The sequence below is a fragment of the Haemophilus paracuniculus genome, assembly GCF_002015115.1.
Lineage (GTDB): Bacteria > Pseudomonadota > Gammaproteobacteria > Enterobacterales > Pasteurellaceae > Haemophilus_E > Haemophilus_E paracuniculus.
This window is the reverse complement of record NZ_MUYA01000003.1, coordinates 23,918-38,105: the sequence shown is the minus strand read 5'-3', so window position 1 is coordinate 38,105 and position 14,188 is coordinate 23,918. Positions and strand designations below refer to the sequence as shown.

The 14,188-nt window shown below is 48.2% G+C and carries 14 protein-coding genes; 5 read left to right on the top strand and 9 right to left on the bottom strand.

Annotated features, from left to right (window positions below):
* Nucleotides 1-100: 100 nt before the first annotated feature.
* The 3 genes from selD to B0187_RS01850 all read left to right on the top strand — a co-directional run bounded on the left by selD (nucleotide 101) and on the right by B0187_RS01850 (nucleotide 3,449).
* A complete protein-coding gene (gene selD, locus B0187_RS01860) occupies nucleotides 101-1,141 on the top strand; it encodes a selenide, water dikinase SelD (protein ID WP_078236170.1) in 1,041 nt (346 codons plus the stop codon).
* Nucleotides 1,141-2,337: a 2-octaprenyl-6-methoxyphenyl hydroxylase gene (ubiH, locus tag B0187_RS01855; RefSeq protein WP_078236169.1), complete on the top strand. Its 1,197-nt coding sequence runs from the start codon at nucleotides 1,141-1,143 to the stop codon at nucleotides 2,335-2,337. The genes selD and ubiH overlap by 1 nt, the downstream gene beginning before the upstream one ends.
* A gap of 218 nt (nucleotides 2,338-2,555) precedes the next feature.
* Entirely contained in the window at nucleotides 2,556-3,449 is an 894-nt protein-coding gene (locus tag B0187_RS01850) for a VirK/YbjX family protein (protein WP_078236168.1), read from the top strand.
* A 291-nt stretch (nucleotides 3,450-3,740) separates the two neighbouring features.
* On the opposite strand, the gene B0187_RS01845 is transcribed toward B0187_RS01850, so the two are convergent.
* Nucleotides 3,741-4,904 (bottom strand): 3-phenylpropionate MFS transporter, encoded by a 1,164-nt coding sequence (locus B0187_RS01845; RefSeq protein ID WP_078236167.1) that lies wholly within the window; start codon nucleotides 4,902-4,904, stop codon nucleotides 3,741-3,743.
* Nucleotides 4,901-5,719 (bottom strand): pyrroline-5-carboxylate reductase, encoded by an 819-nt coding sequence (gene proC, locus B0187_RS01840; protein ID WP_078236166.1) that lies wholly within the window; start codon nucleotides 5,717-5,719, stop codon nucleotides 4,901-4,903. Before proC ends, B0187_RS01845 begins: the two co-directional genes overlap by 4 nt.
* Nucleotides 5,720-5,789: 70 nt before the next feature.
* On the opposite strand from proC, the gene rdgC reads away from it, so the two are divergent.
* The gene (rdgC, locus tag B0187_RS01835; protein ID WP_078236165.1) at nucleotides 5,790-6,695 is read left to right on the top strand and encodes a recombination-associated protein RdgC; all 906 of its coding nucleotides are present in this window, start codon (nucleotides 5,790-5,792) and stop codon (nucleotides 6,693-6,695) included.
* A gap of 75 nt (nucleotides 6,696-6,770) precedes the next feature.
* On the opposite strand, the gene B0187_RS01830 is transcribed toward rdgC, so the two are convergent.
* The 7 genes from B0187_RS01830 to B0187_RS10405 all read right to left on the bottom strand — a co-directional run bounded on the left by B0187_RS01830 (nucleotide 6,771) and on the right by B0187_RS10405 (nucleotide 12,693).
* Complete coding sequence (locus B0187_RS01830; RefSeq protein WP_078236164.1) at nucleotides 6,771-8,075, bottom strand: NCS2 family permease; 1,305 nt, start codon at nucleotides 8,073-8,075, stop codon at nucleotides 6,771-6,773.
* A gap of 163 nt (nucleotides 8,076-8,238) precedes the next feature.
* Nucleotides 8,239-8,739, bottom strand: coding sequence for a non-heme ferritin (ftnA, locus tag B0187_RS01825; RefSeq protein ID WP_078236163.1), 501 nt, complete (start codon nucleotides 8,737-8,739; stop codon nucleotides 8,239-8,241).
* Nucleotides 8,739-9,239 carry a non-heme ferritin gene (gene ftnA / locus B0187_RS01820; RefSeq protein ID WP_078236162.1) on the bottom strand — a complete coding sequence of 167 codons (501 nt, stop codon included), beginning with the start codon at nucleotides 9,237-9,239 and terminating at the stop codon, nucleotides 8,739-8,741. The genes ftnA (B0187_RS01825) and ftnA (B0187_RS01820) overlap by 1 nt, the downstream gene beginning before the upstream one ends.
* A gap of 230 nt (nucleotides 9,240-9,469) precedes the next feature.
* Nucleotides 9,470-10,657, bottom strand: coding sequence for an aspartate aminotransferase family protein (locus B0187_RS01815; protein ID WP_078236161.1), 1,188 nt, complete (start codon nucleotides 10,655-10,657; stop codon nucleotides 9,470-9,472).
* Nucleotides 10,658-10,666: 9 nt separating this feature from the next.
* Nucleotides 10,667-11,500: an acetylglutamate kinase gene (gene argB / locus B0187_RS01810; protein WP_078236160.1), complete on the bottom strand. Its 834-nt coding sequence runs from the start codon at nucleotides 11,498-11,500 to the stop codon at nucleotides 10,667-10,669.
* A gap of 12 nt (nucleotides 11,501-11,512) precedes the next feature.
* Nucleotides 11,513-12,457 (bottom strand): N-acetyl-gamma-glutamyl-phosphate reductase, encoded by a 945-nt coding sequence (gene argC / locus B0187_RS01805; RefSeq protein ID WP_078236159.1) that lies wholly within the window; start codon nucleotides 12,455-12,457, stop codon nucleotides 11,513-11,515.
* A 104-nt stretch (nucleotides 12,458-12,561) separates the two neighbouring features.
* Nucleotides 12,562-12,693: a hypothetical protein gene (locus B0187_RS10405; protein WP_281247589.1), complete on the bottom strand. Its 132-nt coding sequence runs from the start codon at nucleotides 12,691-12,693 to the stop codon at nucleotides 12,562-12,564.
* Nucleotides 12,694-12,869: 176 nt separating this feature from the next.
* Here B0187_RS10405 and B0187_RS01795 point away from each other — a divergent pair, with 176 nt between their 5' ends.
* Nucleotides 12,870-14,102 carry a uracil-xanthine permease family protein gene (locus B0187_RS01795; protein WP_078236157.1) on the top strand — a complete coding sequence of 411 codons (1,233 nt, stop codon included), beginning with the start codon at nucleotides 12,870-12,872 and terminating at the stop codon, nucleotides 14,100-14,102.
* Nucleotides 14,103-14,188 lie beyond the last annotated feature (86 nt).

Genomic DNA, 14,188 nt, shown 5'->3' with positions numbered 1-14,188 from the left:
TCCCCTACAAAAAAAGCGGATTTACACGACGAAATCACATTCGTTTTTGGGCGGAAATGGCGTAAAATATCGGCATTTTCGACAACGAAAGAGGCAAAAAATGAACGAATCTATCCGCTTGACCCAATACAGCCACGGGGCAGGTTGCGGCTGCAAAATTTCCCCGAAAGTGTTAGAACAAATTCTCGCCACCGAACAAGCGAAATTTATCGACCCGAATTTGTTGGTCGGCAACGAAACCAAAGATGACGCGGCGGTGTACGATCTCGGCAACGGCATTGGGATTGTCAGCACCACCGATTTTTTTATGCCGATTGTCGATGATCCCTTTGATTTCGGGCGAATTGCGGCGACCAATGCGATCAGCGATATTTTCGCAATGGGCGGCAAGCCGATTATGGCGATTGCGATTTTAGGCTTTCCAATCAATAAGTTACCTGCGGAAGTGGCTCAAAAGATTGTAGAGGGCGGACGAGCCGCCTGTGCCGAAGCGGGGATCGCCCTCGCAGGCGGACATTCTATTGACTCGCCCGAACCGATTTTTGGGCTGGCGGTAACAGGCGTGGTGGACACCGCTCAAATCAAGAAAAATGCCTCAGCCGAAGCGGATTGTGCCTTATTTCTCACCAAACCCCTCGGTATCGGCATTTTGACCACCGCCGAAAAACAGGGCAAATTGCGAGCCGAACATCAACATTTGGCACGGGATACGATGTGCCAGATGAATAAAATCGGGGCGGAATTTGCCAAATTAGCGGGCGTAACCGCGATGACGGACGTTACGGGCTTTGGCTTATTGGGGCATTTGAGCGAGATTTGTCAAGGCTCGAACTTGCGAGCGGAAGTCGATTTCGCCCAAATTCAAACCTTAGACGGGGTGGAAGATTATCTGCAACAGGGGGCAATCCCAGGCGGAACGCAACGCAATTTCAACAGCTACGAGCATCTGATTTCGCCCCTCAACCCACAACAAAAAGCGATTTTGTGCGATCCACAAACCTCAGGTGGATTATTGATTGCGGTGAAACCGAACGCCATTTCTGCGGTGCAAACTCTTGCGGAACAAGCCAATGTGCCACTTTTCCCCGTGGGTTATCTGCGTACGGCGGATTCCACAAAGCCGTTGATTGAGGTTCGCTAATGGCACAAAAATTTGACGTGGTAATCAACGGTGGGGCGATAACAGGCTCGGTGTTAGCCTTGGCGTTGAGCAGTTTCAGCTCGCACCAAATGCAGATTGCAATCATCGAAAAAAGCCCACCTAATTTCGCTGAGCAGGGGGGATTTGACGCTCGTTCCATCGCCCTCGCTTACGGCACATTGCAAAAATTTCGTAAAATCCTACCGCTTGCAAGGGGTAACTTACTCGAAAAAATTGAGCCAATCAGCACCCCGATTGAGCAAATCCACGTTTCTGATCAAGGGCATTTCGGCAAAACCACCCTTTCCGCCGCCGAGATGAAATTACCCTATTTAGGCAGGGTGGTCGAACTGGCAAAAATTGGGCAGGAACTGACCGCTTGCCTTGCCAAACAGCTGAATATCAGCCTGTTTTGCCCGAATACGATTCAGCAAATTGAACGCACGCCCCAAATTTGCCAACTTACCTTGCAAGACGGCACAAGGCTTGAAACGCCGTTGCTGGTGTGTTCGGACGGGATTCAATCCCAAATCGCCAAGCAATGCGGGGTGGAAACGCGGTTGCTGAAAGATTATCAACAATCGGCAATTATCGCCAATGTCAAAATCAGCGAACCTCATCATCAACAAGCCTTTGAACGCTTTACTTCGCAAGGTCCGTTAGCCTTATTGCCCCTTGCCGATCAAACAATGTCGTTGGTTTGGTGCGTCAAGCAGGCTGAGGATTTGCTCACGCTTTCCGAAACTGATTTTCTCGCCAAACTGCAACAGCAATTTGGTTGGAAATTAGGCAAATTTGAACGAGCCAGCCAACGCTTCGCTTATCCGCTCACGTCCCAAAAAGCGGAAGCTCATATTCATCATCGCCTTGCGATTGTCGGCAACGCCGCTCAACTGCTACACCCCGTGGCAGGACAAGGCTTCAACCTCGGAATGCGAGATCTCTTCGCCCTCGCCCAACAAGTCGCTACTGCTTTCCAAGCAGGTAACGATCTCGGCGACTACACATTATTAAGCGAGTTTGAACGCCACCGAAAAGCCGATCAAGACCGCATCATCCGCTCAACCAGCGGTCTGATTTCCCTCTTTGGTTGCGAATTTCTACCCGTCCAAGCCCTACGCAACCTCGGCTTACTCACCCTCACCCACCATACCCCCACCCGCAAATGGCTCGCAAACCAAGCCCTAGGGTGGTAATAATAACTTATCTACTCATTCTTCTCTGATATTAGGGCAGACTTTTGTCTGCCCTTTAATTATTTCAAATCCACCTTTCTTTGCTAACCTTTTAAATGCTCACAAAAAACTCACAACACCATATTTAATTTGTGGTTATTGTGCTAAAATAGTCGGTAATTTTGTTTTAACTCACTGGTTCAATACAACATCTTATAAATTTTTAATTGAGGGGAAAAATGGATCAACAATTTACTTTTCCAACTTTTAATCAATTTCTTCATAATGAAAAACGTAAAATAAAAGTTTTACGAGAATATATTCGTTACCAATATCGGAAAAGATGGTGTTGCACACAATGTGATCAGCTTGTCAACTATCTTGAAAAACATCGCCATTGGAAACTGCTCTTTCGTCAAGATTATTTTAGACTAAATGCATTGCTCAATATCTATTGCGATAAATCATTTAATAAAAAACGACGTTTGGAAGCCATTATCAATAATTTTGACACAATGGAAAAATTATTTTCAACACCACTTTGTTTAAAATTATTGAATAATGAAGAGATTGTACTCTCTACGCTGACCGATGATTTACGCCTTTGCTTAACAATCAATGATATTGACCCAACGGAAGGTTTTTGGGCAATCAATCTCAAAGATAATGAAAATAGAATTATTTATAACGCCACTTTTTCATTTTTAAATACAAAACAGCTTTTAATTTCTTCTATTCAAGGCTCAAAAGAAGAAAATGCTGTTACCCTAATGAAAACGGTAACGAAAAAAATGCACGGCATCAGACCGATGTTTATGTTAGTGATAGCGGCAAAACAGATCAGTCAATTATTTGATCTAGAATTATTCGGCATTCCTCATTCCAATCAAGCTAAATATCGTTGGAATGATCGTTCTAAATTATTATTTAATTATGATAAATTTTGGGAAGAAAATAATGCCACATTAAACGACAATTATTGGCATATTCCAACGGACTTACAATTAAAATCCTTAGAAGAAATTGCGAGTAATAAACGTTCAATGTACCGCAAACGCTACGCAATGCTAGAAAAATTACAGCAAGATATTCAAGATTGTTTTCCTCATATTGCTGTGAATAGAATGGGCTAAATTCCCTAAGGAAAAAGCCTAAAAAACCGCCTAAATGGGCGGTTTTTTATTGTCTAAATAAGTATTACAAGGGGTGAGATTTCTGAAAAAATTTCCCCCTACCCCCTGCTTCGCAGGGGACTTCCCCCGCAAGCGGGGGCAGATCTATTCTGCGGAAATTTTAAGATCTTCCCTCGTTAGAAAGATACTAGCTGATCTGCCCCCGCTTGCGGGGGAAGTGGTTGAGCGTAGCGAGACCGAAGGGGGTGATCAATAACATCTTTGAAAAATTCCTCAAATCCCACCGCTTGCCTACTGCGAAGAAATCTTGGAAGCCACCACTTTCGGGGTGAGGAAAATCGCAGGGACGACTAGCACGACCATTAGCCAGAAGCTGGTTTCGGCGGAAATGTTGTAGGCGATGCCGGCAAAGAGGGTGAATAATGCCATTACGCCGCAGCTTGCCAAGCCGAAGTAAAGCCCTTGCAGTTTGGCGATTTTATTCGCTTCTTGGGTGGCGATGTAGCGGATCATTGCGTAGTGGGTCATTCCGAAACTGAGGGCGTGTAGCAGTTGGGCGAACAGCAAAATCGCCACGTTGGTGGTGGACGCCATTATCGCCCAGCGGATCATCGCCCCGAGCGTGCCGATCAGCACCAGTTGGTAAATGCGGATATTGGTAAACAGGCGGGTAGCGAAGAAAAATAGCCCGATTTCCGCCACCACCGCCGCCCCCCAAAGTAGGCTGGACGTTTGGGTGGAAATGCCTGCCGCTTGCCAATGCAAGGTGCTATACGCATAGTAGGCGGCGTGTCCTGCCTGCACGAACGACACCGCCAGCAACATTCTGCAAGCGGTCGGATCTTTGAAAATTTCCCAATAACTGAGTTGAGCGGTGTCGCTCGCCTTGGTTTGCGAGGGGGCGAAACGGTGATTGACGGGCAACATCAGACCACTTGCAAGAAGTAGGGTAAAACTCGCCATAATCCAAACAATCGCCTGCTCACCCAGCCAACTGACGAGGTAGCCCGTGCTAATCGAACCAACCACAAACGCCACCGAGCCAAACAGCCGAGCCTTGCCGTAATCCATTCCCACCTCTCGTTGCCACGTTGAAGCAATGGTTTCGTTAATCGGCATCGCCCCGCCGTTGATAATGTGGAAAAGCCCCAAAATCGGCAACAACAGCCAAAACTGACCGCCTGCCCACATCACGCCGAGCAAAATCGCAATGGTAAACCACGCTAAAAAGCGAGTGAACGGAATCAGTTGGGCGGAATCTTTAATCCGTTGCGAGAGTAACATTCCCCCAAAAAAGCGGAACAGATAGCCAAGGGCGATCAGCAAGCTGATCGTTTCGGTGCTATACCCTTGCTGGCTCAACCAAACGGGAAAGAACGGCAACAACACGCCGTAAGCACAAAAAAAGCCGAAAAAGTTAAAGGACGACCATTGGAATGGCGTGAGTTTGATCATAAGGAACGCTCCATTTCCTCCGCCCTTGCGATAGCTGCCGCCATTGCGTTTTCAACGGTTTCCGCCAATTTCGCCTGCTCAAACACCGCCAACGCCGCCGCTGTTGTGCCACCTTTTGAGGTTACATTTTCGCGTAAAGTCGCCAAAGACAAATTAGGGTTCGCCACCACCATTTGAGCCGCCCCGACCGCCACCGATTGCACCAGTTGGCGAGCGTCCGCCTCGCTAAATCCCATTTTGTTCGCACTCTGTTGCATCGCTTCCATAAAGCGGAAAAAATAGGCAGGGCTCGACCCCGTAATCGCAATAATCTGATTGAGCTGAGGTTCTTGCTCAACCCAGTAACATTTGCCCACCGCCGACAACAGCGATTGAGCGAACTCGCAAGCGGCCGGATCAACGGATTTTTTTGCAAATAGCCCCGTCATTCCCTCACCGATCAAGGCAGGCGTGTTCGGCATTGTGCGGATAATCTGGGTAGCAGTTGGCAAAATTTGCGACAAACGATCCACCGAAATCCCTGCTGCCACCGAAATGATCCACTTTGAGCTTAAATCCAAATCGGCAAATTCGGCACAAACATCCGCCATCATCTGCGGTTTGACCGCCAAAATGACCACGTCCGCCCATTCCACCGCCTCACGATTGCTCAAATTGACCGCAATCCCCATCGCCCCCAATTCCGCACGGCGAGCTTGATTGCTCTTATTGCACGCCGCCAGTTGAGCAGTTGGGTAGCCACTTTTTACCAGCCCTAAAATGATCGCCATCGCCATATTGCCCGCCCCAATAAAGGCGATTTTTTTCTGTTGCATAAAGTTTTCCCCTTTTATCGCTTATCTTCGGTAAAATAGGCACATTCTACCCTAAATAGGACTTTTTGATATGTTTTGGTTTAAAAATGTGATGATTTACCGCCTCACTAGCCCCCTTTCTTTGAGCAGTGAGGAACTCGATCAACAACTGCAAGCCACCAGATTCCACCCTTGCCAGCAGAGCGATATGAGTAAATTTGGCTGGAACGAACCCCTTGCCACCAGCGAATTGTTGCACTTTTCGCAGGGCAAGCAGTTTTTGTTGGTGTCGCACAAAGAGGAAAAAATCCTGCCCGCCAATGTGGTCAAAAAAGAGAGTGAGTCTCGCATTGAAGCCCTTGAACAGAAAGAGGCTCGCAAGCTGAAAAAGATCGAAAAACAGGCGATTAAAGATGATGTGGTGGCGATGTTGTTACCGCGTGCGTTCAGTAAGCATCAATTCACCGCCCTTTGGTTGGATTTGGAAAATCAGTTGATTTATGTGGATAGTGCTTCGTCCAAACGGGCGGAAGACACCCTCGCCCTGTTACGCAAAACCTTAGGCTCGTTGCCTGTTGTGCCGTTGGCGTTTAATTTGTCGCCAAGCGAAGTGATGACGGCGTGGATCGCCAAAGGGCATACCCCAAGTTGGTTGAATTTGTTGGAAGAAGCAGAATTAAAATCGTTCGAGACGGACAGTGTGATCCGTTGTAAACGGCAAGATCTGGAAAGTGAGGAAATGATCGGGCATCTGTCCGCAGGCAAGCAAATCACCAAGCTCGGCTTGGATTGGGAAAGCCATTTCTCACTGATGTTAAATGAGGACGGCACATTCTCACGCCTAAAATTTGCCGATGAAGTGCGAGAGAAAAATGATGATATTCTCAAAGAAGATGTGGCTCAACGGTTCGATGCCGATTTCTTACTAATGACCGAAGAACTTCGCCTGTTTACCGCTAAATTGAGCGAAGAATTTGGGGGAATCAAAGGGCAATAATCCGATAGCCCAAATGCAAGGGGGTAGATTCTGAAAAATTTCAAGAATCTACCCCCTTGTTTTAAGGTTTAAAAATTAGATCGCCCAACCAAAAGCATAGAAAGCGACCAGCACCACCGCAATCACGACCGTGCCGAGGTTCAATTTCTTGAACTCGCCTGCCACGATCCGACCAAGCACGAGGGTGGCGAAGCCAAGCATAATGCCCGTGACGATGTTGGACGTTAGTACGATAAACACCGCACACACCAAGCCCGACATTGCCCCGATAAAATCGTCAAAGTCGAGTTTTGACACGTTGCTCAACATCAACAAGCCGACATACATTAACGCTGGAGCGGTGGCGTAACCTGGTACTAAGAACGCGAGGGGTTGGAAGAACAGCACCACGAGGAACAACACGCCCACCACCACAGCGGTTAAACCTGTTTTGCCACCGACTGCCGTACCTGCCGCTGATTCAATATAAACCGCCGCAGGGGCTGTGCCGAATAAGCCCGAGAGAATGCTACTGACCGAATCCGAGGTTAAAGCACGTCCGCCGTTGATGATTTGACCGTCTTTGTCTAACAAATTCGCTTGACCTGCCACCGCACGGATAGTGCCTGTTGCGTCAAAAATAGCGGTCATCACAAGGGCAAAAACCACGGGCAAAATGGCGGTGTTCAACGCCCCCATAATATCAAGGTTGAACAGTTGGGAATTTTCGCCGAAGCTCGGTAATTTGAAGATTTGACCGCCGAATTTCACGTTCGGGTCGAAAATCAAGCCGACAATCGTGATCGCAATAATCACCCATAAAATGCTGCCTTTCACTTTCAAGCGTTCCAAGCCGATAATCGCCACCAAGCCGAGCAACGACATAATCACAGGGAACGACATAAATTCGCCCATTTTCACCGGCAACCCAGCGGTGTTGCTCACCACCAAGCCCACGCCGTTTGCCGCAATCAACAGTAGGAATAAGCCGATGCCGATCCCTGCCCCGTGGGCAATGCTAGACGGTAGGTTACGCAAAATCCAGCTACGCACGCCCGTTACGGACACAAGGGTAAAAATCACGCCCATTAGGAAAATCGCCCCGAGTGCGACAGGAATGGAAATGCCCTGCCCTAGCACGAGGCTGAATGCAGTAAAGGCGGTAAGCGAAATCGCACAGCCAATCGCCATTGGCACGTTCGCCCATAAACCGATTAAAATCGAGCCAAGCCCTGCCACCAAACAGGTGGCGATAAACACCGATTCCGCAGGGAAACCTGCGTTGCTCAACATACTCGGCACAACAATTACCGAATAAACCATCGCCAAAAAGGTGGTTAAACCTGCCACCACTTCTTGACGCACCGAAGAACCACGTTCTTCAAGCTGAAATAAAGACATAAAAAACCTCAAAAAAGAAAGGAAAATCAAGGAAAAATTTGAGGGGCGAATTTTCGCTTAACTTACGCCAAAAAGCAAACGGTTGCGTTAAATTTCAAGCAGAAAAAACAAGCGGTCAGATCAGGGAAATTTTTGCTGATCTGACCGCTTGTGAAGTTTTTTATTAGTGCGACGTTTCCGCTAATTTTTCGAGATCTTTGTCGATATAGTATAAGGCTTTGCCGTCTTCGCCGAGTAGATTGAATTTATCCAAAATGGTTTTGAATAAGCGTTCTTCTTCGTGTTGTTCGGCAACGTACCATTGTAGGAAGTTGAACGAAGAATAATCTTTTTGGGCGAAGGTCATTTCGACTAATTCGTTGATTTTGGCGGTAACGTGTTTTTCATGTTCAAACACAATTTCAAACAGCTGTCTGAGGCTGGCGTAGTCCGCTTTTGGGGCTTCAATCGCACCGATTTCGGCTAACGCACCTGTTTCATTGAGGTAGGTAAACAGGCGACGCATATGTTCCATTTCTTCGGTGGCGTGGGCTTTGAGGAATTTCGCCGCCCCTGCGAAGCCGTTGTTATCCGCCCACGCCGACATTTGCAGGTAAACGTTAGACGAATAAAATTCGAGGTTGAGTTGGTCGTTGAGTGATTTGACGATATTTTGCGATAACATTATTCAGCTCCTTGATCGAGGTTTTCAAGATCTTTGTCCACGAAATAGAGGGATTTTCCGCCCTCGCCCACGAGGGTAAATTTGTCCATAATTTCGCCAAATAATTTTTCTTCTTCGTGCTGTTCGGCGACATACCATTGCAAGAAGTTGAAGGTGGAATAGTCTTTGGCGGCAAAGGTAACTTCAACGAGTTCGTTGATTTTGTCGGTAACGTGTTTTTCGTGAGCCAGCACAATTTCAAACAGCTCTTTGAGCGAGCCGTACGCTTTGCGAGGGGCTTCAATTTTGCCTAAAATCGGCAACGCCCCTGTTTCGCAAACGTAGTCGAACAATTTTTGCATATGCTCTAATTCTTCGTCTGCGTGGCGAAGTAGGAACTTCGCCGCCCCTTCAAAACCATTCGCCGAGCACCACGCACTCATCTGCAAATAGACGTTGGAAGAATAAAATTCAAGGTTGATTTGTTCATTGAGCTTGTCAATGATTGCTTGTTGTAGCATAGGATTTCCTTGTTGTTTAGTTATTGATTAAAATCTGCCCCCGCTGGCGGGGGAAGTGGTTGAGCGTAGCGAAACCGAAGGGGGCTAACCGCTTGTTGCCCCCTACCCCACCTTTCGGTGGTACTTCCCCCGTAACGGGGGCAGATCACACCGCTTGCAATCCAAAATAAAACAGGATTTTGGCACTATGATACCGAAAATCCTGTTTAAATCCCACAACTAATTCAAGGTTAATTCGCTGAATTTAGCACCGATTTTAACACAGCGATAGCGTGGTCGATCTGTTCGTCTGAAATAATCAGTGGTGGCAAGAGGCGTAATTTGGATTTTGCCGTGAGGGTGAGCACCCCTTGTGCCATTGCGTTGGCGACCACTTCGCTGGCGGTGGTGCCGTCCTCAAATTCCACCCCGATCATCAAGCCTAATCCGCTGACGCTTTTCACTTTGGGTAAAGCGAGCAAGGCGGTGCGTAATTTTTCGCCTTTGCGTTTGACTTCCGCAAGAAAGGTTTCATCTAATTTTGCCAACACTGCATTTGCCGCCGCACAGCAGACAGGGTTTCCGCCGTAGGTTGAGCCGTGATCGCTTTTGCCGAGGGTGGTTTGGCATTTTTCGCCCAACAAAAACGCCCCAATCGGCAAGCCGCCGCCTAAGCCTTTGGCGAGGGAAACGAGGTCGGGTTTTAAGCCAAATTGTTGATAAGCGAACAACGTTCCCGTGCGACCAATCCCCGTTTGCACTTCATCAATCGCCAACAAAATATCTTGCTCGGCACACAAGGCTTGCACCCCGTGCAGATATTCAGGCGATAAGGCACAAACGCCGCCCTCACCCTGCACAACTTCCAACATTACCGCACACACATCGCCTGTTTTGAGGCGTTCGGCAAGGGCGTTGAGATCGTTGGCAGGCAAGTGTTCAAAGCCTTGTGTGAACGGGAAAAAAGAGTGATGAAACACCGCTTGCCCCGTGGCGGCGAGGGTGGAAATCGTTCGTCCGTGAAAGGAATTTTGCAAACTTAATACGGTCGCTCGCCCTTCGCCATATTTGTCGAAGCTATATTTGCGAGCGGTTTTAATCACGCCCTCGTTGGCTTCCGCCCCGCTATTGCAGAAAAACGCCCGTTTCAGACCGCTTGCATTGACGAGGGTTTGAGCCAAACGCCCAGCAGGTTCGGTGTAGAACAGGTTGGACGTATGTTGTAATTTACCTGCTTGTGCCGTTACCGCTTCAAGCCAATTATTGTCCGCCCAACCAAGGCTATTAGTGCCGATTCCGCTAGTAAAATCAAGGTATTTATTCCCCTCAAAATCCCACACTTCGCACCCTTTACCGTGGGAAAGAGCGAGCTCAAATCTGCCGTAAGTTTGGGCGATAAAATCGCTATCCAGTTGTTTAATTTGTTGATTATCTGTCATCTTTTTTACCTAATTCCGAGAAAAACGCGTGCCGTTGGCTTGGTCGCTCAACATTTCGGTTAAAATGGCGTGCGGTACTCGCCCGTCTAAAATCACCGCTTGCTGTCCGCCTGCCTTGATGAAATCAGTGCAACAGGCAATTTTCGGGATCATTCCCCCTGCGATCACGCCCTCGGCGATCAAGGTTTCCACTTCCGCCAAAGTGGCGTGAGGGATCAAGGTGCTTTCATCATTGCGATCCCGCAACAGCCCTGCAATATCGGTCATACTCACCAATTTTGTCGCCTTTAACGCAATCGCAATTTGGCTGGCGGCGGTGTCGGCGTTGATGTTGTAGATCGTGCCGTTTTGATCCGCCCCCACCGTAGAAATCACGGGGATCAGACCGCTTGCAAGAGCCATTTCTAGCACCTTGCTATTCACTTTGACGATCTCGCCCACAAAGCCGAGATCGACCTCGCCCGTTAATTTCTCACATTGCAACAAACCGCCGTCAATCCCCGACAAGCCAATGCCCTTGCCCTGTAATTGTGCAACGAGGCTTTTATTCACTTTGCCCGCCAGCATTTGTAGCACCACATCAATGGTATCTTGATCGGTAACTCGCAAGCCGTTGATAAATTGGCTCTCTTTGCCAAGCAATTTCAAGCCTTGCGAAATTTCAGGGCCACCGCCGTGTACGAGGACGATCTTCATTCCAAGCTGGTGCAGTTGCAGAATATCCGCCATTACGGCTTGTTTAAGTTCAGCGTTAATCATCGCATTGCCGCCATATTTCACCACAATGGTTTGACCTTGATATTGCTGAATGAACGGGGAAATCTGTTTTAGCGTTTCAATCATTTTTTGCCTCTTTTATAACACTAAGCCTGCGGTTTCGGCTCTGCCGAGCATTAAATTCATACATTGTACCGCCGCCCCCGAAGCCCCTTTGCCTAAATTGTCGAAACGAGCGGTTAGCACCAGATGATCTGCGTTGCTAAACACGAAAATTTCCAAATTATCTCGCCCTGCCAAGCCATTCGCCGCCAACATTCCGTTTTCAGGGCTTGTGCCGTAAGAGTGGACGGTTACAAGCGGTCGGTTGGCGTAATATTTTTCAAACAGTTGAACCACCGCCGATCCCGATTGATAGTCGGCGGAAAATGCTGAAAACGGCACGGGGACGCTCACGATCATTCCGCTGTAAAAATCCGCCACAATCGGGCTGAAAATCGGGGCGTGGGCGATGCCCGTCATCGCTTTCATTTCGGGCAAATGTTTGTGGCTGAGGGTTAAGCCGTAAATGCGAGGGGCGTTAAATTCGTTGGCTCGATCGGGGTTTTGATAATCGGCGATCATCGCTTTGCCGCCGCCTGAATAGCCTGTGAGGGAATGGCAACTCAGCGGATAATCCGCCGCCAACGCCCCTTTTTCCACCAGCGGACGCACAAGGCTGATAAAGCCCGTAGCGTGGCAACCAGGGACGGCGACGCGGTTGGCTTGGGCGATTTTTTCTGCCTGCCCCGTTAATTCACACAAGCCGTAAACCCATTGGGGGGCGGTGCGGAAAGCGGTTGAGGTATCGCAAATACGAGCAGTAGGCGGTGCGAGGGTAATAATTTCCTTTGAGGCTTGATCGGGCAAGCAGAGAAAGGTTAAATCCGCCTCGCTGATTTTAGCAAGGCGGGCGTTGAGATCTTTGCGTTCCGCTTCGGGTAGGGTTAAAAGCTGAATGGTCGGATCACCACTCAGCCGTTCGTGGATTCGCAAGCCCGTTGTGCCGACCACACCGTCCACAAAAATTTTATATTGTGCCATTTCATTTCCTGTTTTTCTTGATTTGAATGGGGATTAGTCTAGGCATTTTCGATTTTGATTTCAAGTTCAGAATGAATAATTATGCAAAAAAAGTGATTTTTTATTTAATCTAACCGCTTGCAAGTGTTGCCCCCTTCGGTCTCGCTCTGCTCGACCACTTCCCCCGCAAGCGGGGGCAGATCTGGTTTTGTGGTAGTTTTAAAATCTTCCCCCGCCTGCGGGGGAAGTACCGCCACAGGCGGGGTAGGGGGCAAAATTTCAAAAATCCCACCGCTTGTAAAAATACCCTTATTTTCTTTACGTTTTATTACAATCCGCAAAATGCAAACGTTTGCGTTTTCAGCTATAATGTGATTTCAGTTGTCTGGATAAAGATAACTATTCGTCTAATCAACAACTGAGAGAAAACACAATGTCAAACAATCCTATCAGCACGCCGAAACAGGCGTTTGTGGGCTTGCAAATGTTATTTGTAGCCTTTGGTGCTTTGGTGCTAATGCCGTTAATTACTGGATTAGACCCCAACACCGCCCTCCTTACCGCTGGTCTCGGCACTTTAATTTTCCAACTCTGTACCAAACGTCAAGTCCCTATCTTCCTCGCTTCTTCCTTTGCTTTCATTGCCCCGATTCAATATGGTGTCCAACAATGGGGAATTCCCGTTACAATGGGCGGATTAGTCTTTTCGGGCTTAATTTACTTCGCATTGAGTGCCTTAGTGAAATGGAAAGGCTCGGAAATTTTGGAAAAATTGTTCCCGCCTGTGGTGGTTGGCCCTGTGATTATCATCATCGGCTTAGGTTTAGCCCCAACTGCGGTAGATATGGCTCTCGGCAAAACGGCTAACGGTGCGATTACGCAAGATCAAGCGATCTTCATTTCAATGACCACCTTAATTACCACCCTCGTAGTGGCGGTGTTTGCCAAAGGCTTGATGAAATTAGTGCCGATTATGTTCGGGATTGTGGTGGGTTATCTGCTCTCACTCTTCTTTGGGGTGATTGATTTCAGCCCTGTCGCTAATGCAGCGTGGTTCAGCTTACCAAACATAACCACCCCAGAATTTAAGCTCGAAGCCATTCTCTACTTACTGCCAATCGCCCTCGCCCCTGCGGTGGAACACGTTGGCGGCATTATGGCGATTAGCTCAGTAACAGGCAAAGACTTCCTGAAAAAACCAGGTTTGCACCGCACCTTATTGGGGGACGGCGTTGCCACCTCTGCCGCCTCGTTCTTAGGCGGGCCACCAAACACCACCTACGCCGAAGTAACGGGGGCGGTAATGCTCACTAAAAACTTCAACCCTGTGATTATGACGTGGGCAGCCTGCTGGGCGATTGCGATTTCATTCTGCGGAAAAGTTGGGGCGTTCTTGCAAACGATCCCAGGGGTGGTAATGGGTGGCATTATGATGTTAGTGTTCGGCTCAATCGCCGCAGTGGGAATGAGTACCCTAATCCGAGCCAAAGTCGATATGGGCGAACCTCGCAACCTCTGTATCGTGTCAGTGGTGATGACTTTCGGCATCGGCGGAATGTGGATCAACATCGGCGAATTTTCCCTCAAAGGAATCAGCCTCTGTGCGATTGCCGCCATCATTATGAACCTTGTGCTACCAAAAGAGAAAAAAGCAGAGCAAGCCTAATCTCTGCACGGCTGGGCTTAACCGCCCAGCCAAACTGTCGGATTTATCTTTCTATTTCACTTTCTACTTTATCATTCAAGAGGAAC